General features: G+C 47.0%; 22 protein-coding genes. 21 read left to right on the forward strand and 1 reads right to left on the reverse strand.

Annotation, left to right across the window (positions count from 1 at the left end; all coding sequences use genetic code 11):
- Window positions 1-13: 13 nt before the first annotated feature.
- The 21 genes from rpsU to KNQ04_RS04570 all read left to right on the forward strand — a co-directional run bounded on the left by rpsU (window position 14) and on the right by KNQ04_RS04570 (window position 19,135).
- Complete coding sequence (rpsU, locus tag KNQ04_RS04470) at window positions 14-187, forward strand: 30S ribosomal protein S21 (protein ID WP_012369719.1); 174 nt, start codon at window positions 14-16, stop codon at window positions 185-187.
- 21 nt (window positions 188-208) lie between these two features.
- Window positions 209-655: a GatB/YqeY domain-containing protein gene (locus KNQ04_RS04475; RefSeq protein ID WP_029332932.1), complete on the forward strand. Its 447-nt coding sequence runs from the start codon at window positions 209-211 to the stop codon at window positions 653-655.
- Window positions 656-845: 190 nt separating this feature from the next.
- Entirely contained in the window at window positions 846-1,355 is a 510-nt protein-coding gene (locus KNQ04_RS04480; protein ID WP_214847628.1) for an NfeD family protein, read from the forward strand.
- Window positions 1,352-2,335 (forward strand): flotillin-like protein FloA, encoded by a 984-nt coding sequence (gene floA, locus KNQ04_RS04485; RefSeq protein ID WP_214847629.1) that lies wholly within the window; start codon window positions 1,352-1,354, stop codon window positions 2,333-2,335. Before KNQ04_RS04480 ends, floA begins: the two co-directional genes overlap by 4 nt.
- A gap of 13 nt (window positions 2,336-2,348) precedes the next feature.
- On the forward strand, window positions 2,349-2,786 hold the full coding sequence (locus KNQ04_RS04490; RefSeq protein ID WP_214847630.1) for a hypothetical protein: 438 nt from the start codon (window positions 2,349-2,351) through the stop codon (window positions 2,784-2,786).
- 158 nt (window positions 2,787-2,944) lie between these two features.
- Window positions 2,945-3,907 carry a PhoH family protein gene (locus KNQ04_RS04495; RefSeq protein ID WP_214847631.1) on the forward strand — a complete coding sequence of 321 codons (963 nt, stop codon included), beginning with the start codon at window positions 2,945-2,947 and terminating at the stop codon, window positions 3,905-3,907.
- Between the two features lie 29 nt (window positions 3,908-3,936).
- The gene (locus tag KNQ04_RS04500) at window positions 3,937-5,994 is read left to right on the forward strand and encodes an HD family phosphohydrolase (RefSeq protein WP_214847632.1); all 2,058 of its coding nucleotides are present in this window, start codon (window positions 3,937-3,939) and stop codon (window positions 5,992-5,994) included.
- Window positions 5,991-6,467, forward strand: a complete 477-nt coding sequence (ybeY, locus tag KNQ04_RS04505; protein WP_214847634.1) for an rRNA maturation RNase YbeY — start codon at window positions 5,991-5,993, stop codon at window positions 6,465-6,467. Before KNQ04_RS04500 ends, ybeY begins: the two co-directional genes overlap by 4 nt.
- Entirely contained in the window at window positions 6,464-6,814 is a 351-nt protein-coding gene (locus KNQ04_RS04510) for a diacylglycerol kinase family protein (protein ID WP_214847636.1), read from the forward strand. The genes ybeY and KNQ04_RS04510 overlap by 4 nt, the downstream gene beginning before the upstream one ends.
- A 49-nt stretch (window positions 6,815-6,863) precedes the next feature.
- Window positions 6,864-7,262, forward strand: a complete 399-nt coding sequence (locus tag KNQ04_RS04515; protein ID WP_029332940.1) for a cytidine deaminase — start codon at window positions 6,864-6,866, stop codon at window positions 7,260-7,262.
- Entirely contained in the window at window positions 7,255-8,163 is a 909-nt protein-coding gene (era, locus tag KNQ04_RS04520; protein WP_214847638.1) for a GTPase Era, read from the forward strand. The genes KNQ04_RS04515 and era overlap by 8 nt, the downstream gene beginning before the upstream one ends.
- A 3-nt stretch (window positions 8,164-8,166) precedes the next feature.
- Window positions 8,167-8,916: a DNA repair protein RecO gene (gene recO, locus KNQ04_RS04525; RefSeq protein ID WP_214847640.1), complete on the forward strand. Its 750-nt coding sequence runs from the start codon at window positions 8,167-8,169 to the stop codon at window positions 8,914-8,916.
- 285 nt (window positions 8,917-9,201) lie between these two features.
- Window positions 9,202-10,092, forward strand: a complete 891-nt coding sequence (glyQ, locus tag KNQ04_RS04530) for a glycine--tRNA ligase subunit alpha (protein ID WP_214848056.1) — start codon at window positions 9,202-9,204, stop codon at window positions 10,090-10,092.
- Window positions 10,085-12,145, forward strand: a complete 2,061-nt coding sequence (gene glyS / locus KNQ04_RS04535) for a glycine--tRNA ligase subunit beta (RefSeq protein WP_214847641.1) — start codon at window positions 10,085-10,087, stop codon at window positions 12,143-12,145. The genes glyQ and glyS overlap by 8 nt, the downstream gene beginning before the upstream one ends.
- A gap of 19 nt (window positions 12,146-12,164) precedes the next feature.
- A complete protein-coding gene (gene ccpN / locus KNQ04_RS04540) occupies window positions 12,165-12,794 on the forward strand; it encodes a transcriptional regulator CcpN (RefSeq protein ID WP_214847643.1) in 630 nt (209 codons plus the stop codon).
- A gap of 14 nt (window positions 12,795-12,808) precedes the next feature.
- Window positions 12,809-13,618 (forward strand): pyruvate, water dikinase regulatory protein, encoded by an 810-nt coding sequence (locus tag KNQ04_RS04545; RefSeq protein ID WP_214847645.1) that lies wholly within the window; start codon window positions 12,809-12,811, stop codon window positions 13,616-13,618.
- 126 nt (window positions 13,619-13,744) lie between these two features.
- A complete protein-coding gene (gene dnaG / locus KNQ04_RS04550) occupies window positions 13,745-15,541 on the forward strand; it encodes a DNA primase (RefSeq protein ID WP_353049707.1) in 1,797 nt (598 codons plus the stop codon).
- A gap of 34 nt (window positions 15,542-15,575) precedes the next feature.
- On the forward strand, window positions 15,576-16,661 hold the full coding sequence (rpoD, locus tag KNQ04_RS04555) for an RNA polymerase sigma factor RpoD (RefSeq protein ID WP_012369736.1): 1,086 nt from the start codon (window positions 15,576-15,578) through the stop codon (window positions 16,659-16,661).
- Between the two features lie 154 nt (window positions 16,662-16,815).
- Window positions 16,816-17,157: a cytochrome c550 gene (cccA, locus tag KNQ04_RS04560; RefSeq protein ID WP_214847649.1), complete on the forward strand. Its 342-nt coding sequence runs from the start codon at window positions 16,816-16,818 to the stop codon at window positions 17,155-17,157.
- 146 nt (window positions 17,158-17,303) lie between these two features.
- Window positions 17,304-18,020, forward strand: a complete 717-nt coding sequence (locus tag KNQ04_RS04565; RefSeq protein WP_214847651.1) for a tRNA (adenine(22)-N(1))-methyltransferase — start codon at window positions 17,304-17,306, stop codon at window positions 18,018-18,020.
- A complete protein-coding gene (locus KNQ04_RS04570; RefSeq protein WP_214847653.1) occupies window positions 18,020-19,135 on the forward strand; it encodes a Nif3-like dinuclear metal center hexameric protein in 1,116 nt (371 codons plus the stop codon). Before KNQ04_RS04565 ends, KNQ04_RS04570 begins: the two co-directional genes overlap by 1 nt.
- A gap of 220 nt (window positions 19,136-19,355) precedes the next feature.
- Here KNQ04_RS04570 and KNQ04_RS04575 read toward each other — a convergent pair whose 3' ends face one another.
- A complete protein-coding gene (locus KNQ04_RS04575) occupies window positions 19,356-20,303 on the reverse strand; it encodes a 4-hydroxy-3-methylbut-2-enyl diphosphate reductase (protein ID WP_214847654.1) in 948 nt (315 codons plus the stop codon).
- Window positions 20,304-20,446: the final 143 nt, after the last annotated feature.

The raw sequence follows: 20,446 nt of genomic DNA on the forward strand, positions 1-20,446 counted from the left end.
GGAGGGAAAACTAGTGGAAACTCGTGTACGTAAAAATGAATCACTTGAAGACGCACTTCGTCGCTTCAAACGTGGTGTTTCAAAAGATGGTACGCTTGCTGAAGTTCGTAAACGTAAACACTACGAAAAGCCAAGTGTAAAACGTAAGCTTAAATCGGAGGCTGCGCGTAAGCGTAAGAAGTTCTAACGTTAGAGAGGGTGTATCCTCATGAGTCTTCAAGAGCGTTTGACAGCGGATATGAAGGAAGCCATGCGTTCGCGTGAGAAAGATCGTCTGACGACGATTCGGATGGTGAAGTCGTCCCTGCAAAATGAAGCGATTAAACTCGGTAAGCAAGAATTAACTGATGAGGAAGAGCTAACTATACTCTCACGTGAGATGAAACAGCGCAACGACTCCCTCCGAGAATTCGAAAGCGCTGATCGTCACGACCTCGTCGAGAAGATTCAAGCAGAGATTATCGTGCTCGAAGCTTATATGCCAAAACAACTTTCTCAAGAAGAAGTACAGGAAATCGTTGATGCAGCTATTGCACAAACGGGTGCCTCTGCTCCTTCTGATATGGGTAAAGTAATGGGCGTCGTCATGCCGCAGCTCAAAGGCAAAGCGGACGGTGCTTTGATTAATCGACTTGTGAAACAACAATTAAATTAATCAATTTTGAAGGTGTCCCTCGGGACGCCTTTTTTAATTTGTTTTTTTGACACATATTATCGGAATAATTAGAAAATAAAAGAGTTGTGAAACCTTTTAATAGATGAAAGCGTATATAATAAGAGTAACAAGGAAATGTCTTCAGAAGGGGAGAGGTATCTGATTCTGATAAAAAGGGGTGAACGGAGTAATGACTTTTAGCTTAGGGATGATTTTAGCGGTCTTTTTGGTCGGGGTCGTCATGTTGCTGATCGAAATATTCGTTGCAGGGTTCGGTATCTTTGGCGTTGTTGGTATCGGTGCCGTCCTCGCAAGCCTCATCATGGCGGGGGCAACGGTCGGTCAAGTAGGTCTTGCAATAGGTCTAGCCGTCTTTTTATCGCTTGCGGCAGGATACTGGGCATACCGGAGAATTAAAGCCAATCAATCTTTGCTTTGGAGAGGGTTGATTTTGACGGATTCGACATCGTCGGAAAAAGGATATTTGTCACACGAAGAAAAAGTTCAACTGAATGGAAAAGAAGGCGTCAGTCTAACACCATTACGACCTGCCGGAACAATCGAAATCGATGGGAATCGAATCGATGCTGTGACGGAAGGGAATTTTATCGGTTCTGGTGAGCGAATTGTCGTCAAAGAAGTGACACACGGACGAGTGATCGTCCGAGTCCAAACTACGAAGGAGGAGTCAATCACATGACACCTGAACTGTTAACGGTCCTACTCATATCCGGAGGAATTCTGATTTTCCTCGCTATTTTCTTCACGCTCGTTCCGATTCCACTTTGGATCAGCTCACTCGCAGCAGGGGTGCGGGTTTCAATCTTTACGCTTGTCGGAATGCGGTTACGTCGTGTTACACCATCAAAAATCGTTAATCCATTGATTAAAGCCGTCAAAGCTGGCTTAAACTTGAATACGAACCAACTTGAAAGTCATTTCCTTGCCGGTGGTAACGTCGACCGTGTTGTGAATGCATTGATTGCCGCACACCGGGCGAATATTGAACTTAGCTTCGAGCGAGCTGCAGCAATCGATTTAGCTGGCCGGAATGTTTTAGAAGCCGTACAGATGTCGGTCAATCCGAAAGTCATCGAAACACCATTCATCGCCGGTGTCGCCATGAACGGGATTGAAGTAAAAGCAAAAGCGCGGATCACTGTCCGTGCAAACATTGATCGCCTTGTCGGTGGTGCAGGTGAAGAAACAGTCATCGCACGTGTTGGCGAAGGTGTCATCTCGACAATCGGTTCGTGTCATGATCAAAAAGAAGTACTTGAAAATCCGGAAATGATTTCACGGACGGTCCTCGCAAAAGGACTTGATTCAGGGACAGCATTCGAAATTCTCTCAATCGATATCGCCGACATTGATATCGGTAAAAACATCGGTGCCGTTCTTCAGACGGACCAAGCAGAAGCAGACAAAAATATCGCCCAAGCGAAAGCGGAAGAACGTCGTGCGATGGCGATTGCGAGTGAACAAGAAATGAAATCACGTGTCGAAGAAATGCGCGCGAAAGTCGTTGCGGCTGAGGCGGAAGTCCCGCTTGCGATTGCTGAAGCGCTTCGTGACGGCAACTTCAGCGTGATGGATTACGCAAACTACCTCAACGTGACGGCGGATACGAAGATGCGTCAAGCGATTGGCGGTCAATCTTCGCCAAACGACTCACAATAAAGGATGATGTAGGATGGAAAGTTTAATCTGGGTCGGTTTAATGGTTGCGTTTGGTGTCATCTCCGTGATTTCGAAAGCGGCAGATAAAACGAAAGCAAACCAACCGTCAAGAACGCCATCAAAAGAGTTTGGGGATTACGTAAAAAACATGGTCGATCAAGCGGGTGCGCTGACCCGGGATGACGTTCCCCCAAAAATCAAGAAAAAGCAACGACAAGTCGAAGATCGTCGGACGGATCTGCAACGACATACGGATCGTCGACCTGTCGTGAAAACAAGTACGAACATCGGACAGATTAAAAGTTCGATTGCGGAAGGTGCAATCGGTACGAAGGCTGTCAAGAGTACTGGAATGAAGACGACACAAGAAGAGGCGCGCCGGGCAATCATTTGGAGTGAAGTGCTTGGTCCGCCCGTTTCAAAACGTCCGAACAAAACACCCCATTCCTAATAAAAAGGTCAGCTTCCGATTAGCGGAGGTTGACCTTTTAGTCGATTTTAGGGAGATGGGTTTTTCTTTCCATCTCTTAATCGGAAATGCTAAAGTAGAGTAGAATAGATTTGTGACGATGACATACTGTTGTCCATCATTAGGAGGCCAATCATAACGTGATATTTAATGAAAGAATTCCATTCGCATTTTCGAATTCGGACCAGACGCAAGCATTCGTCGGACCGAATGATGCGGTGCTTAAGACAATGGAAGCTGAACTCGATGTTCAGCTCGTTCATCGGGGAGATGAATTGATTGTCCAGGCAGATGTAGAAGGTGCCATCTTACTTGCGACACAAGTCGTGGATGTACTCAAACAACTTGTCAATCGAGGTGCGGTCTTAACAGAACGTGACGCGACGAGCGCCATTCAGTTAGCGCGACAAAATCGGGTCGATGAATTATTGGAGTTGTATGATACTGTCATCCACACGAATCATAAAGGAAAACCACTCCGGGCGAAGACGCTTGGTCAAGCACGTTACGTACGGGGAATCGAAAAATACGATTTAACGTTCGGGATCGGACCAGCCGGCACGGGGAAAACATATTTAGCCGTCGTCATGGCAGCAAAAGCGTTGAAAGATGGTCATGTCAAGCGCCTCGTGTTAACACGGCCTGCTGTTGAAGCAGGAGAAAGCCTCGGTTTCTTACCCGGTGATTTAAAAGAAAAAGTAGATCCTTATTTACGCCCGTTATATGACGCATTACATGATGTACTAGGAGTCGAGCATACGGCACGTCTGCTTGAACGGGGTGTCATCGAAATCGCGCCACTCGCGTACATGCGTGGTCGGACGCTCGAACATGCCTTCGTCATCCTCGATGAAGCGCAAAATACGACGAAGGAACAAATGAAAATGTTTTTGACGCGACTCGGGTTTCATTCGAAGATGATTGTCACAGGGGATTTGACGCAGGTCGACTTGCCACGGGGGAAAGTGTCCGGATTACAGGAAGCATTGAATTTACTAGGTGACGTCCGCGGGATTCATTTTGAACACTTCAGCTCTGCTGACGTCGTCCGTCATCCACTTGTCCGAAAAATCATTGATGCGTATAGCCAGGAAATCGGCTGACTCACAAGACGGAGAAGGGAGACTAACACATGCGAAAAATAGGACTGTGGATCAGTTTGCTGACCCTTGGGTTTTATATCATCGTTTCGGCGTTGATGTATACAAGCATCCGCCCGGAAGCACTGACGGCAGAAGTCTTCTCGATCGCAGAAGAAGATATCAGGTCTCCACTGACCATCGAAGACCGTGAAGCGACAAGGCAAATCAAGGAAAATACGGTAGCGGCGATCGATAGCCAATATACGGTCAAAAAAGAGTATGCGTCGCAACAAATTGATAAGGTCGAACAGCTTTTCGCAAGTTTAAAAGGGATAAAAAAAGCGGAGGACATCGGACGGATTAAACAGCGCCTTCGCAATACAGAGGCCGCTGATTTATTGAAGGATGATGAGCTTCGCTTGCTTGCGACATCATCAACGTCTGTTCGGAGTACGACGCGTGATGTCGTCATTACCGCAATCGAGGAAGCGATGCGAAAACGTATTTCCTCCGAAGGCGGAGAGTTGGCGGAAGCGCGCGAGGATGCACGAATCGACATGGATCGGTCGCCCTTATCGTTTTCTTTGAAAGCGGTCGGGAAGGCCTTGACCGATCAATTGATTGTTACAAATTATGTGTACGACCCAGAAAAAACGGAACAATTACGGAAACAAACGAGTGATAAAGTAGACCCTGTCATCATCTCGGAAGGGGAAGTGATCGTAAAACGTGGGGAAGTCATTTCCCAAGATGCGTACCGGCAACTTCAGCTCGTCGGGTTGATTTCTGATCGCGAATCATTGAAACCACTCCTAGGGACATTACTGCTCAGTGGTCTGATGACAGGACTGTTGTATGGCTTTATCCGACGGTCGAATCTTCGGTATACAGCGATGAGCAAAGTCCGTTTGTTCGGTCTCGTGTACCTCGTTGTCGTGTTACAACTAATCGTGACATACGGGATGGCATTTTTAGCGGAAGACATCAATCCGGTCCTGTATCTCCTGACGCCGACGGCATTTTCTGCCCTTGTGTTGCGCAATTTATTGAACGAACGGATTGCGTTATCGAGTACACTCTTTATGGCGCTTGCGGGAACATTTTTCTACAGTACGAATCAAAATTTCAGTTTTAATATCGCGATTTACTTAGTGGTCGGTGGACTCGTCGCAACGTTCTTCTTACAATCGAGTTTGTCACGCCGACGTATTTTTGTCAGCAGCTTGGCGATTTCAGCTGCTAATCTCATCGTCTTTTACGCCTTTTTATTTATGCGAAGTGGTCAATTTGAAGTAAGGGAAACATTGATACTGACTGCTTTTGCAATCTTGAGTGGGATTTTGAGCGCAATTTTTGCAATCGGCTTATTACCGTTCCTCGAGATGACGTTCGGGATACTAGCGCCAACACGATTGCTCGAACTATTGAATCCGACACATCCGCTCTTAAAAAAATTATTAGTCGAAGCACCGGGCACATACCATCATAGTATGATGGTCGCAAACCTAGCAGAGACAGCATGTGAGGCAATCGGAGCCGATGGATTGCTCGCCCGTGTCGGTGCGTACTATCATGACCTCGGTAAAACAAGACGTCCGCTTTATTTCATCGAAAATCAACATGGACGAAATCCCCATGACCGATTGACGCCCGTTGAGTCAGCACGCGTCATCCTGGCACATACAGAGGATGGCGCCGAATTGCTGGAACAAGCAAAAATCCCGGGTGCAATCGTCGATATTTGTCGCGAGCACCATGGTACGTCGTTGTTACGTTACTTTTATGTCAAGGCGACAGATGATGGGGAGGTCGATGAGGCGGATTTCCGTTATTCCGGACCAAAACCACAAACACGGGAAGCGGCCGTCATCATGATCGTTGATTCGATTGAAGCAGCCGTCCGTTCGATGAAATCGCCGACAGAAGAGGGGATTCGCGATCTTGTCGCGAAAATTATTCGCGAGAAGCTGCTTGATGACCAATTCGCGGAATGTGACATGACGACACGCGAAATATACCGGGTCGGAGAAAGTGCGTGTCATACGTTATCCGGTTTATTCCACGAACGGATTGAATATCCTGAACTAAAGAAAGAGGCAACGAAATGAATATCTACATGACTGATGAAGGAAATCTATTGAGTGAAGAACAACGTGAGTTGGTCGAGTCGATTCTTGACTATACGTCGAAGCAAGAAGAAATCGAAACGAATAGCGAATTGTCCGTGACGTTCGTGACGAATGCAGAAATCAGAGAAATCAATCGCGATTGGCGCGGAAAAGATCAAGCGACGGACGTCATATCATTTGCGATGGATGAGCTTGGGGAAGACGAAATCGATTTTCAATTGCTCGAAGACGAACCCGTCGTCCTCGGAGATTTGATTATCTCGGTCGAACGGTGCCGGGAACAGGCAGCTGAATACGGAAATCGATTTGAACGCGAACTCGGTTTTTTAGCTGTCCATGGTTTTTTACATCTGTTGGGCTATGACCACATCGAAAAAGCAGATGAAGAAGTCATGACAAAACGGCAGGAGGAAATTTTACATCATTTCGAGTTGTATCGAGGCGAACTGTGAAGTCCTGGTGGAAACCATTTGTCCACGCGATAGATGGCATCCGGCAAGCAGTGCGGGAAGAACGACATATGAAAATTCATTTTGTCCTCGGATTACTCGTCGTCGCAGCCGCTTTCTATTTTCCGTTATCCTCACTCGAACGTGCGATTTTGTTTTTGACGATTGGTGTTGTGCTTAGTGCGGAAATGATGAACACGGCATTCGAACGAACGGTCGACCTTGTGACGGAAGAATGGCATCCGTTAGCGAAGGCTGCGAAAGACATCGCCAGTGGTGCTGTTTTAGTGTTGGCGCTTACATCGATTGCGATTGCACTATGCATCTTCGTCCCATATTTGGTACAATAGGAATCCGGCCTTTTTTGGCCAACAAAGTTGCTAAAAGGGGAAAAATGACATGAAAACAGAACAATTACTCGAACAGGCTAAAATTGCACGCGAAAAAGCGTATGTACCATATTCGAAGTTCCAAGTCGGAGCGGCTCTCTTAACAAAAGACGGACAAGTCTTCCACGGGTGTAACATCGAAAACGCTGCTTACGGTCTTTGCAACTGTGCAGAGCGGACAGCCGTTTTCTCGGCATGGGCACAAGATGCCCGTGAATACGCAGCGATGGCTGTCGTAGCAGACACGGAAGGACCAGTGGCACCGTGCGGTCAATGCCGCCAAGTTTTATTTGAAATGTGTGATGCAGATATGCCAATCTACTTGACGAACTTAACAGGTGACGTCACAGAAACAACCGTTGGCGCATTGTTACCAGGTGCGTTCACGAAGGGAGATCTCAATGTTTAAAGAAGGATTTAAGTCGGGATTCGTCTCGATCATCGGTCGGCCAAATGTCGGGAAATCGACGTTTTTGAACCGTGTCATCGGTCAAAAAATTGCGATCATGTCAGACAAACCACAGACGACACGGAATAAAATTCAAGGTGTCTATACGACGGATGACGTGCAAACGGTGTTCATCGATACACCGGGTATTCATAAACCAAAACATAAGCTTGGTGACTTCATGATGAAAGTCGCGACAAACGCTTTGCGTGAAGTCGATGCGATTCTCTTTATGATCAATGTGACTGAACCAAAAGGAAAAGGTGACGACTTCATCATCGAGAAATTAAAAGGACTCGAGACGCCAATCATTCTTGTTATGAACAAGGTGGATTTGATTCACCCGAATGACATTCCGCCCATCATTGAATCCTATAAAAATGAATTGGAGTTTGCAGCGGTCGTGCCGATTTCTGCCCTCCAAGGCAACAACGTCGAACCACTTCTAGGTGAAATTGCGAAACTTTTACCGGAAGGACCGATGTATTATCCGGCCGATCAAGTAACGGACCACCCGGAACGTTTTATCATCTCGGAAATGATCCGTGAAAAAGTCTTACAAAAAACACGTGACGAGGTGCCACACTCGATCGCAGTTGCGATTGACCAAATCAAAACACGGGAAGACGGCAACATGGTTGACGTCCACGCGACGATTTTGATTGAACGTGATTCGCAAAAAGGGATCATCATCGGGAAACGCGGGGCACTCCTCAAGGAGATCGGTTCAGAAGCACGGACGGATATCGAGATGCTCCTCGGGACGAAAGTCTACTTGAACTTGTGGGTGAAAGTGCAAAAAGACTGGCGTAACAAAGCTGGACAATTGCGTGAACTCGGCTTCCGCGACGATGAGTACTAAGCGATGATCGATAAGGCGGAAGGGCTCGTATTACGGACGGTCGTGTATGGTGAATCGAATAAAATCATCACGCTGTTGACGCGTGAATACGGAAAGCTCGCCGTCATGGCACGCGGGGCAAAAAAACCGGGTAGTCGTTTTAACGCGGCAAGCCAACCATTCATTCGGGCTGTCTATGTCTATCCGAGGTCGCGTGGACTCGGTCAATTGAAATCAGCTGATGTCATTACCGGCTATTCGCATATCCGACAAGATGTCCTCTTGATGTCATATGCGATGTACCTGCTCGAACTTGCGGATAAGGCGCTTGACGAACGTATCGCCTATCCTGCACTCTATGATTTGTTCGTCGACGGGCTAGAAGCGATGGATGAGGGGCTTGATCCGGATGTCGTATCGTTCATCGTCGAACTCCGATTGTTGCGTCATCTCGGTATCGCACCCCATTTGAATGGGTGTACGATATGCGGGAGTACGGAAGCGCCATTCGCCTTCTCGCTAAATCATGGGGGACTGCTCTGTAAACGGCATCGTCATGAAGATGAGTATGCCGTTTACTTGCAGGAGTCGGTCGCGAAGATGCTCTACGTCTTTTCAGTCTATGATTTTTCGCGGATTGGAACGGTCACGGTCAAGCCGGAAACGAAACGACTACTGCGTCAAATCATGGATGCCTATATGGAACGGTATAGCGGACTTCGGTTACGCTCGAAGCGTGTGCTTGATCAATTGCTCAACCTTGAGAATGATTGACAGACTACACGTACGTTCGGTAGAATAAGTGCGGAAGAACCAACTAAACGAACACGATGAGAAAAAGGAGTAGCACCTTCTCTTCATTCAAGCGATTCCAGGGTAGTGTGAGCTGGATATGAAACGGGTGTGAACGGCATTTTTGAGTGTTCCCGTAAAAGAGTGGCATGCTGGGCATGCAAGTAGGGTGGAACCGCGGGCTTGTCTCGTCCCTATGTACAACCTTGTTGTACATAGGGACGTTTTTGTGTTTTCTTATAAATTTTGGAGGTGGATCGCTTGAAAATGACAGTACAAGAAATGATTTTGACACTGCAGAAGTTTTGGGCTGAACAAGGCTGCTTGACGATGCAAGCATATGACGTAGAAAAAGGTGCCGGGACGATGAATCCGATGACGTTCTTACGGAGCTTAGGACCGGAACCTTGGAACGTTTGTTATACGGAGCCATCACGTCGCCCGGCTGACGGACGATACGGGGAAAACCCGAACCGGTTGTATCAACACCACCAATTCCAAGTCATCATGAAACCGTCTCCTGATAACATCCAAGAACTTTACTTACAAAGTCTTGAACTCCTCGGCATCAACCCGCTTGAACACGACATTCGTTTTGTCGAAGACAACTGGGAAAACCCGACGTTCGGTGCAGCAGGTCTTGGTTGGGAAGTCTGGTTGAACGGAATGGAAATCACCCAGTTCACGTACTTCCAACAAGTCGGTGGAATCGAGTGTAATCCGATTGCAGTGGAAATCACGTATGGTATCGAGCGTCTTGCGTCGTACATTCAAGATGTCGAAAGTGTCTTTGATTTAGTCTGGACGGACGGGTTCCGTTATGGCGATATCTTCTATCAACCAGAATTCGAACATTCAAAATATACGTTCGAGACATCAGATGTTGATTTGCTGTTCACATTATTCGATCAGTACGAAAAAGAAGCGAATCGGGCACTCGATGAAAACCTCGTGTTCCCAGCGTATGACTACATCTTAAAATGCTCACATACCTTTAATTTGCTCGATGCAAAAGGAGCGATTTCCGTGACGGAACGGACAGGATTCATTCACCGTGTCCGTAACATGTCGCGCCGTTGTGCTCAAAGTTTCATCGAAGAGCGGGAACGTTTAGGTTTCCCATTGATTAAATCGAAAGCTGGTGAATCACATGCATGAATTATTACTTGAAATCGGTCTCGAAGAAATGCCGGCACGTTTCGTTCTGCAGTCTGAGACACAACTGAAAGAACGGGTCACGACATTTTTGACGGAGGCACGGATTACATTTGATACAGTCGAAGCCTTTTCAACACCACGCCGTCTCGCTGTTCTCGTTAAAGGAATCGCGGAACGTCAAACGGATTTAGAAGAAACGTTAAAAGGACCAGCAAAACGAATCGCACAAGATGCGGACGGGAACTGGACGAAAGCAGCGGAAGGATTTGCTCGTGGAAAAGGATTGACGACAGATGACCTATTCCTCGGGGAAGAAAAAGGAGTCGAATACATCTACGCGACACGTAAGGAAGCAGGGCAGGAAACAGCAACGTTATTAACGGGGCTAAAACAAGTCATCGAAGCGATGAACTTCCCGAAAAACATGCGCTGGAGTACACAACCACTCCGTTACATGCGTCCAATCCGTTGGTTGATCGCCTTGCTTGACGACCAAGTCATTCCGTTTGAAGTTGCGTCAGTCGAAACAGGACGGACGACACGTGGCCATCGTTTCCTTGGACAAGATATCACGATTTTACGTCCGAATGCGTATGTCGAAGCATTGGCTGGTGAGCATGTCATCGTCAGTTATGCGGCACGCCGTCAGATGATTGAAGAACAAATCGAAGCACTAGCACAAACAGAACAATTCGAAGTGCCAATCGATGCGTCACTGCTTGAAGAAGTCACGAACCTCGTCGAATATCCAACTGCCTTGTTCGGTGCGTTTGACGAAGCATACCTTGAACTGCCGGAAGAAGTCTTAATCACGACGATGAAAGAGCACCAACGTTATTTCCCCGTCAAACGTAATGGAACGTTACTCCACTATTTCGTGACGGTGCGTAACGGAAACGCGCAACACATTGAGAATGTCGCACGCGGCAATGAAAAAGTCATCCGTGCCCGTCTCGCAGATGCACAATTTTTCTATGAAGAAGACAAGAAAGCAGATATCGATGCACAAGCAGCCCGTCTTGATAAGATTGTTTTCCATGAAAAATTAGGAACGACAGGAGAAAAAGTTCGTCGCGTCCGTGAGATGGCGCTTGAGCTTGCCGATCGTTTCTCGGCTGACAAAACAAAAGTCGAGCGTGCCGGTCACATTTATAAATTCGATCTTGTCAGTCAGATGGTCTACGAGTTCACTGAACTCCAAGGGTTGATGGGAGAACGGTATGCCAAGATGAAACAAGAAGATCCGGAAGTCGCAGCAGCGATTCGCGAGCATTACATGCCACGTTTTGCTGGGGATGAAAGTCCGGCGACACCAACAGGAACGTTACTCGCTGTCCTCGACAAATTAGACAGCGTGGCCGGTTTCTTCGGCGTCGGCATGATTCCGAGTGGTTCTGCCGATCCGTATGCCCTCCGTCGCCAAGCGCAAGGGATCGTTCAAGTACTTGCGGACCGCAACATCCAAATGACACTGGTCGAACTGATTGATTTTGTCGTAACTGCACAAATCAAAGCAGGTCTTTACCAAGCAGATGCAGAATCAGTAAAAGGAGCGATGCAAGACTTCTTCAGCCAACGTCTGAAATTCCGTTTATCTGAAAAGGGCTATCGTCATGATGTCGTTGAAGCGGCACTGCAACTTGATTTAACCGTTCAAGCGAATGAAAAACGGGCAGCGATGCTTGAAGCAGCGACACAACGTGCGACATTCAAGAAAACTGTCGAACAGTTAAGTCGTGTCCTCAACATTTCGAAAAAGGCGGAGACGGTTGTCGCTGTCAATCCAGCACTCTTTGAAAATGAGGCGGAGCGGACACTTCACGGACAAATCGAACAGGTGATTCCACAAGTCGAAGCAGCTGTGAACGAATCTGATTTTGAGACGGCGATGGGGGCACTTGAATCAACGGTCCCAGCAATCACGGCCTACTTTGATGGGACGATGATCATGGCAGAAGATGATGCGATTCGAATGAACCGATTAAGCGAAATGAAGCGTTTCGCGGATACGATTCAAGCAGTCGCACGATTCAATGCACTCACTTTAGTGTAAACAAAGGACGGATGAGCCGATGAAGTTAAATGAACGGCAGAAAAAGATACTCCAAATCGTTAAGGAAAATGGTCCGATCACAGGAGAGCAAATTGCGTCCGAGCTCTCCTTAACACGGGCGACGTTACGACCAGATTTGTCCATCTTGACGATGACGGGAATGCTTGAGGCGCGTCCGCGCGTCGGATATATGTATGTTGGCAAAAAGAATGCTTCAATGCTCCACGAAAAACTCGACACGTTGACAGTCGGAGAATTCATGTCGTCGGCGAAGGTGATTCATGAGAGCATGACCGTCTATGATGCGATCGTTCACTTATTCTTAGAAGATGTCGGGTCACTGTTCGTCGTCGGAAACGAGCATGCGCTTGTCGGCGTCCTGTCACGAAAAGATTTTTTACGGGCGGCCATCGGGAATCAAGAACTCGACTCCTTGCCGGTCAATATCATCATGACGCGGATGCCGAATTTGACGGTGTGCGAAAAAACGGAAACGTTGATTGGTGCCGGGATGAAGTTGATTGAAAAACAAATCGACTCGATGCCTGTCGTCGAAAACAATGAGGGTGTCTTGAAAGTCGTCGGACGGATGACGAAAACGAACATGACGAAAGTGCTTGTTGCGTTAGCAAGAGACGAAGAAATTTAAGAGGAGGCTCACAGATGAGACAACGAATCTATGTAGTCAGTGATTCAGTGGGTGAGACGTGTGAACTCGTCGTTCGTGCAGCAGCGATTCAATTTCCGGAACGGGCGATTGAAACGGTCCGCATTCCATTCGTCGACGACGACCAAGTCATTTATGATCTTGTCTTGCACGCGAAAGAAGAGCGGGCGACGATTGTTTATACGATTGTTCATGCGAAACACCGTCGGTTGCTTGCGGAAACCGCGAAAGCCCATGAAGTCGAAGCAATCGATTTGCTTGGACCGTTACTCGATACGATGGAAGAACGTCTCGGCATGCAACCGAAAGAAGAGCCCGGGTTAATCTATCGATTGGATGAGGAATATTTCCGGAAAATCGAAGCGGTCGAATTTGCCGTCAAGTATGATGATGGACGCGACCCGCGCGGCATCAAACGGGCGGATATCGTCTTGATTGGTGTATCACGAACGTCAAAAACTCCGTTGTCGCAATATCTGGCACTAAAACGGTACAAAGTCGCAAATGTCCCCTTAGTCCCGGAATCCGTTCCACCGGAAGAATTGTTTGATATTCCAAAAGAGAAATGTTTCGGCTTATTGATTTCCCCGGAAAAGCTGATTGACATCCGAATGGAGCGATTGCGTTCGCTTGGCTTGAAGCCAGAAGCCGCTTATGCGCAGATCGACCGAATCAACCGTGAACTCGACTATGCGAAAAAGTTGTATGAGCGGATTGGCTGTCAAGTCATCGATGTGACGAACAATGCGGTTGAAGAAACCGCGAACCTGATTCTGACCGGAATTTCAGGAAAGACACATCACTAGTCAAGTAACGACTTGCGTAGTATACTAGTCTAGCTGATAAATGAGATAATGCAATTTTTCCAATGAAACGGAACGAGTATTCGTTCCGTTTCATTGCGGGTATATATATAAGAGTTCAAAAAGGAGGTGGGACGATTGAAACGTATTCCTGATGAAGTCGTCGATCAGGTCCGTCAAGCGACGGATATCGTTGAATTAATCTCCGAACGTGTAGAATTAAAAAAACAAGGGAATCGTTATTCAGGGTTATGTCCGTTTCACTCAGAAAAATCCCCTTCTTTTTCGGTCTCGCCTGATAAGGGAATGTATTATTGTTTTGGATGTGGCGCGGGCGGAAATGCCATCACATTCGTCATGGAAACAGAAGGGATGAGTTTCCCGGAAGCCGTTTCTAAACTCGCCGATCGAACGGATGTCACATTACCGGAGTTCGAACGGTCGGACCAGACGGAATCGACACCCGATCAAGAAAAAAAATATCGGATGCGCGAAGCACACCGGATCGTAGCAGATCTTTATCATGAAGTCATGCTACAGACAGCGGCGGGCGACGCCGGTCGCGAGTATCTTGAAAAACGTGGAATTGGTGAGCCGGCGATGCGTGAGTTTAAACTCGGCTATGCTCCTGACCAGGAACGGTTTACGGTCGATTCACTCGCACGACGTAATTTTGATTTAGATGAGATGGTCGAAGCAGGGTTGATTTCTGTAGGTAGAGATGGCGATTATCGCGATCGTTTTAATGGCAGGGTCGTCTTTCCGATTTCAGATCGTGATGGCACGGTTGTTGGATTCAGTGGACGTTCCATTGATGGAAGAGACCCGAAGTACGTCAATACGGCAGAAACGCCGCTCTTTAATAAAAGTGAATTACTGTTTGGTTTTGCGCAAGCACGGGGCGCGATGCGAAAAAATAAACAGGTTGTGCTCGTCGAAGGAAATTTAGATGTTGTACGAGTCGCGCAAGCGGGTATATCCTATACCGTAGCCTCTTTAGGGACAGCCTTGACCCCTGTTCACGCCCAAAACCTCGGCCGGATCGTCGATGAAGTCATTATTTGTTATGACGGAGACAAAGCCGGACGGGCAGCAACGATTAAAGCATTACGTCTTCTTGAGGACGTTGCAGTCGATTGTTCTGTCATTCGATTACCGGATGAGGAGGATCCAGATTCATATATTGGAGCGCACTCCGAAGAATCATTCATTCGTTTAGTAGAACAGGAACGGGTTTCAAGCCTTGAATTCAAATCTTTTTATTTTCGACAAGGAAAAAACTTGCGATTAGAAGGAGAACGCGTTCGATATATTGAAATTATGCTTGAGGAGATTAATCGGACGACAAATCCGTTACTTCGGGATATTTATCTCGGCAAGTTAGCAGACGAATTTAAGTTATCAAAAGAGTCGCTCTTGTCACAAGTGAAACCGTTACAAGCGCCTAAAGTAAAACAAGAACGTCGTGTCGAGCCGCAAGTGAACGTCGCATCACCTCAAGATCGGACGTTTTCGAATTGGAAACGGGCAGAACGTTTCCTCCTCGCCTACATGATTCGTTCAGAAGAGGTCGGAGTGGAAGTCCGGGATCAACTCGGAGTCGATTTTAATGATCCGGCACATCAGATGATTGCTGGTAAATTATATGAATTTTATGGAGCGGGTGCTCCGGCGAATCCGGACCGTTTCTTGACGATGTTACAAGAGGCATCGCTTCAACGAATCGTGGCCGATTTAGAGTTTATGCTCATGCCGGAGTATGATCCGGATTTGTTGAGTCACTATATACGGGCTGTTCAAAATGAACGACAGCGACGGACGCTCGATGAAGAGAAGTCACGTTTAAATCAACAAACAGATATCCGTGCTCAAGCGGAACTTATGCAGGCAATCATCGAACGGAAACGGCGTTTGAAAGATCGATGACCTGTTGCATGATGTGGAAGGAGTGTATGGTTCGATGGCAGAAAAAGCAAGATCAGAAGCAGAAATACTCCGTCTCGCGAAAGATGAACTAATCGCGCTCGGACATAAAAACGGGGAACTATCGCATCAAAAAATCGAGGATAAGCTTAGCTCATTCGAATCGATGGATGCACAACAATTTGAAGAGTTCCTTCAGTTGTTAGAGACTGAAGGCATCAAAGTCAATAATGATGGTACAGGCGATGATAAAGAAGAGGCGGATTTAAACGACCTCTCTGTCCCACCTGGCGTTAAAATCAATGATCCCGTCCGAATGTATTTAAAAGAAATCGGTCGTGTCGATCTCTTGAATGCAGAGGACGAAGTGGAACTCGCAAAACGGATCGAACAAAACGATGAGGAAGCGAAAAAGCGTCTTGCTGAAGCCAACCTCCGTCTTGTCGTCTCGATTGCGAAACGTTACGTTGGTCGTGGTATGTTATTCCTCGACTTGATTCAAGAAGGAAACATGGGATTAATCAAAGCAGTCGAAAAATTCGACTATACAAAAGGATACAAGTTCTCGACCTATGCGACGTGGTGGATTCGTCAGGCCATCACACGTGCGATTGCCGACCAAGCACGCACAATCCGGATTCCGGTCCACATGGTCGAAACGATCAACAAATTGATTCGTGTTCAACGTCAATTGCTTCAAGACTTAGGGCGTGAACCGACTCCTGAAGAGATTTCGAAAGAGATGGAAATCACACCTGAGAAAGTGCGTGAAATCCTCAAGATTGCACAAGAACCGGTCTCGCTTGAAACACCAATCGGGGAAGAGGACGATTCACATCTCGGAGATTTCATCGAAGACCAAGATGCGACGGCCCCTCAAGATGCAGCTGCCTATGAGTTATTAAAAGAACAACTTGAAGATGTTCTCGACACATTGACAGACCGTGAAGAAAACGTACTTCGTTTACGGTTTGGTCTCGATGACGGTCGGACACGGACACTTGAAGAAGTCGGCAAAGTATTTGGCGTTACGCGCGAGCGGATTCGTCAAATCGAAGCGAAGGCGCTACGTAAATTACGTCATCCGAGTCGTTCAAAACGTCTCAAGGATTTCCTCGATTAATTTTAAAGTGTGAAGAAAATATGAAAATTTAGTGGGAAGGAAGAAAAAGTTTTGTTTTTTTCTTCCTTCTCTGTTTTTTTTACAGTAGAATAGTAACGGGGAATACCATTCAGTCACCAACTTGGTTGGGTATAGAATATGGGGGGAAATCCAAATGCGTAATCCATTAGTACCGTTCGCAGCGATTGCGATCATCGCCATCATTGCCATGATTTCATTGTCATACTTTGGCGTAGATCAGGTGAAAGAAGCTGAAAAAGGTCCATCAACAGCTGAAATGAAGCCGGAAGATCTCTTTGCATCTAAAGGATGTACAGGATGTCACGGTGGAAATCTTGAAGGTGGAGTTGGCCCGAATTTGACTAAAATCGGCGCGAAACTCAAAGAAGAAGAAATCAAAGACATCGCTATGAATGGTAAAGGGCAAATGCCTGGTGGCCTTACTAACGATGAAGAAGCCACTGTCTTAGCGAAATGGCTTGCTGAAAAGAAATAAGTCGATAAACATCTGTCTCTTCTCCGGGATAGGTGTTTTTTTTCTTGTACTAACTCAAGCTTGTCTTGAAGAAGTGGTATTTCTTTTTTTTGTTAAGTCCGCTATTTTAGTAAGAGATGGATTCGAAAGAGGAAGGATGAAGTACATTGCAAACACACGTTACACTGGATCAACGCCTGAAGAAAGTAGTGTCATATATTCCACAAGGAGCGATACTCGCTGATATTGGCTCCGATCATGCCTTTGTCCCATGTTATTGTCTCCAACAAGGTTTAGTCGAACGGGCAGTTGCCGGCGAGGTCAACGTCGGACCGATGGAAGCCGCACAAGGACAAGTCGCACTAGTCCAACTAGAAGACAAAATCGACGTCCGTCTCGGAAGTGGACTCACCGTCCTTACGCCCGGCGAAGTGACGGCGGTGACGATTGCTGGTATGGGCGGAACGCTAATCGCGACGATTTTAGAAGAGGGAAAAGCCCATTTATCGGGAGAAGAACGTCTCATCTTGCAACCGAATGTCGATGCGGTTGACGTCCGGAGATGGTTACTTGCAAATGGTTATGCTTTATTGTCTGAAGCCATCGTCAAGGAGAACGGAAAGATTTATGAGATTCTTGTCGCAGAACAAGGCGAAGAAATGCTTTACTCGGAAGAAGAAGAACAACGTGACTGGGAACTGTTCTTCGGTCCCCAACTGATGCGAGAAAAAGCACCTGCCTTCATCGAGAAGTGGCAGACAGAAAAAGAAAAACGGCAATACATTTTAGAACAGATGCAGCAAGGCAATGGTTCCGACGTCCTGCAAGGAAAGATTGCGACGATCCGTCGTTTGATTGAGAAAATGGAAGAGGTGACGAACTGATGGCAAACGGTCAACAAATCATCGAGCAGTTTGAAGCCTTTTCTCCGAAAAAATTGGCGCTCACGGGCGACCCGATCGGTCTTCAAATCGGAACGTTGAACAAAGAGGTCAAACGTGTCATGGTGACGCTTGATGTCTTGGAATCAGTTGTTGACGAAGCGATTGAAAAAGAAGTGGATGTAATCATTGCCCACCATCCACCGATTTTTAGTAAATTAGCACAAGTAAACGATCAATCGGCGACCGGACGGATTGTCATGAAATGCATTGCGCATGACATCACTGTCTACGCAGCACATACGAATCTGGATGTGACGCAAGGCGGCGTCAATGACATGATGGCCCAAGCCATCGGTCTCATGGAGACACGTGTGTTAGCACCGTCATTTGATAATGCCGTTTATAAGCTCGTTGTCTTCGTTCCTGAAGAAGCAGTGCAACAGGTGTCGGCAGCACTGACAAAAGCAGGAGCAGGGCAAATCGGGGCTTACAGCGCCTGTCAGTTCCATAGCGTCGGAACAGGACAGTTTCAAGCCGAGGCTGGAACAAACCCGGCGATTGGACAAATTGGTGAAATCGAACGTGTTGCGGAAGTCCGGATTGAGACGGTCGTCACGGAACTGAATCAAAAACAAGTAATTCGTGCGATGAAACAGGCCCATCCGTACGAAGAGGTTGCTTACGATCTCATGCGTCAGGAGCGAACGTCTGAACCGCTTGGTCTCGGGCGCATCGGTTACCTGGAACAAGCAACGACGTTAAAGCAGTTTGCAGAACATGTCCGTCAAGTGTTCGGCGTCGACAACCTTCGTTTTGTAGGGGACGAAGACCGTCTCATTAAAAAAGTTGCCGTTCTCGGTGGGGACGGGAATAAATATGTCTCGACAGCTGCCTTTGCCGGCGCCGATGTCCTCGTGACCGGTGATTTATACTTCCACGTCGCCCACGATGCGATGGCACTCGGACTAGCAGTCGTCGATCCAGGCCATCATGTCGAGTCAATCATGAAACAAGGTGTCGTCGATGAACTGACGAAGCGGTTTGAGGAACGACGGATCAAGGACGTCGAATTAGTCGTTTCGACGGCAAACACGAATCCGTTTAAATTTTTATAAAGGTAAAAAACGAGTCTGGTGCATCAACCGGACCGACATCAACTCATGCGACGTTTCAGCAGTCAAATAGCCGAAGATCCCACTGTTCAAGAGGGTGTGATGCTTGACGAAGGAACGTAAGTAAAACAAATCATTCTTTATTTCAACTAAGAGGTTTATCTCTAGTCGAAACAACACGCCCGGACCAAAGGCATCTTGGTCCGGGCGTGTTGGAGTGAAATTATAAAATCTTAACTTTTGGTAAAATACGACGCAATTCAAGGAATGGCGTTTTGTCATGGGTACTAATATCAGTTGGATCATATTGTTGTAAGAAATCAATGACTTTTTTTGTGATTGGCGTTGGTGTAGAAGCGCCTGACGTCACACCGACTTGATGAACGCCTTCGAGCCATGTCAAATCGAGTTCGGTCAAATCACCAATGCGGTGAGCAGGTGTCCCGGCGATATCAAACGAAACTTGTGCCAAACGGTTTGAGTTGTTCGAACGTGGGTCACCGACGACGATGACGAGCTCACAATCGCCTGCCTGATCAGCGACTGCTTCTTGACGGACTTGTGTCGCGTTACAAATTTCATTATGAACTTCAACGTGTGGGTACTTTTTACGGACGTGTTCCATCAAGGCTTGAACATCCCACTGACTCATCGTCGTTTGGTTCGTGACGATGATTTTTTTATCAGCTAGGTAAGCTGGTAAGGCTTCGATGTCCTCCACTTTTTCAATCAAATGGACGTGTTCCGGTGCGACACCAACTGCGCCTTCCGGTTCCGGATGACCGTGTTTTCCGACATAGATGACTTCGTAGTCATCGGCGACGACGGTCCGGATTAAATCATGTGTCCGTGTAACATCAGGACAGGTCGCATCGACGACCGTCAATTTCTTTTCGGCCGCACGTGCGTAAACAGCTGGGGAAATCCCGTGAGCTGTAAAAATAACGGTTCCTTCTTTGATTGTTTCGAGTGCTTCGAGACGGTCCGGTCCATCTACTGTGAGGACGCCCATGCGCTCAAACTCACGTGTGACATGTGCATTGTGGACAATCATACCGAGGATATGGATAGGTCGTGGCAAGTTTTCATTCATTGCGGCTTGTTGAGCAAGTTTCATTGCGTCAACGACACCATAACAATAACCACGAGGGCTGATTTTTTTTACTAACATAGTGTTGATTCTCCTTTAGCGTAGAAAGAATGATTAGTTAGAGTGTACCATTGATGGCAGCGGATTGAAAATAGAGGAGTCTATTCAGAGACGATAACATGATATACTGATTGAGTTGTAAAAATCATGGAGAAGGGGGCAAA

This window comes from Exiguobacterium sp. s193 (assembly GCF_018618755.1).
In the GTDB taxonomy this organism is placed as follows: Bacteria; Bacillota; Bacilli; order Exiguobacteriales; family Exiguobacteriaceae; genus Exiguobacterium_A.

What these genes read in the sequence shown, in the direction of transcription:
- cccA (WP_214847649.1), top strand. Translation starts at nt 16,816, where the DNA reads ATGCGTAATCCATTAGTACCGTTCGCAGCGATTGCGATCATCGCCATC.
- rpoD (WP_012369736.1), top strand. Translation starts at nt 15,576, where the DNA reads ATGGCAGAAAAAGCAAGATCAGAAGCAGAAATACTCCGTCTCGCGAAA.
- floA (WP_214847629.1), top strand. Translation starts at nt 1,352, where the DNA reads ATGACACCTGAACTGTTAACGGTCCTACTCATATCCGGAGGAATTCTG.
- glyS (WP_214847641.1), top strand. Translation starts at nt 10,085, where the DNA reads ATGCATGAATTATTACTTGAAATCGGTCTCGAAGAAATGCCGGCACGT.
- era (WP_214847638.1), top strand. Translation starts at nt 7,255, where the DNA reads ATGTTTAAAGAAGGATTTAAGTCGGGATTCGTCTCGATCATCGGTCGG.
- recO (WP_214847640.1), top strand. Translation starts at nt 8,167, where the DNA reads ATGATCGATAAGGCGGAAGGGCTCGTATTACGGACGGTCGTGTATGGT.
- KNQ04_RS04575 (WP_214847654.1), bottom strand. Translation starts at nt 20,303, where the DNA reads ATGTTAGTAAAAAAAATCAGCCCTCGTGGTTATTGTTATGGTGTCGTT.
- ybeY (WP_214847634.1), top strand. Translation starts at nt 5,991, where the DNA reads ATGAATATCTACATGACTGATGAAGGAAATCTATTGAGTGAAGAACAA.
- KNQ04_RS04490 (WP_214847630.1), top strand. Translation starts at nt 2,349, where the DNA reads ATGGAAAGTTTAATCTGGGTCGGTTTAATGGTTGCGTTTGGTGTCATC.
- ccpN (WP_214847643.1), top strand. Translation starts at nt 12,165, where the DNA reads ATGAAGTTAAATGAACGGCAGAAAAAGATACTCCAAATCGTTAAGGAA.
- KNQ04_RS04500 (WP_214847632.1), top strand. Translation starts at nt 3,937, where the DNA reads ATGCGAAAAATAGGACTGTGGATCAGTTTGCTGACCCTTGGGTTTTAT.
- glyQ (WP_214848056.1), top strand. Translation starts at nt 9,202, where the DNA reads ATGACAGTACAAGAAATGATTTTGACACTGCAGAAGTTTTGGGCTGAA.
- KNQ04_RS04475 (WP_029332932.1), top strand. Translation starts at nt 209, where the DNA reads ATGAGTCTTCAAGAGCGTTTGACAGCGGATATGAAGGAAGCCATGCGT.
- KNQ04_RS04480 (WP_214847628.1), top strand. Translation starts at nt 846, where the DNA reads ATGACTTTTAGCTTAGGGATGATTTTAGCGGTCTTTTTGGTCGGGGTC.
- KNQ04_RS04515 (WP_029332940.1), top strand. Translation starts at nt 6,864, where the DNA reads ATGAAAACAGAACAATTACTCGAACAGGCTAAAATTGCACGCGAAAAA.
- KNQ04_RS04570 (WP_214847653.1), top strand. Translation starts at nt 18,020, where the DNA reads ATGGCAAACGGTCAACAAATCATCGAGCAGTTTGAAGCCTTTTCTCCG.
- KNQ04_RS04545 (WP_214847645.1), top strand. Translation starts at nt 12,809, where the DNA reads ATGAGACAACGAATCTATGTAGTCAGTGATTCAGTGGGTGAGACGTGT.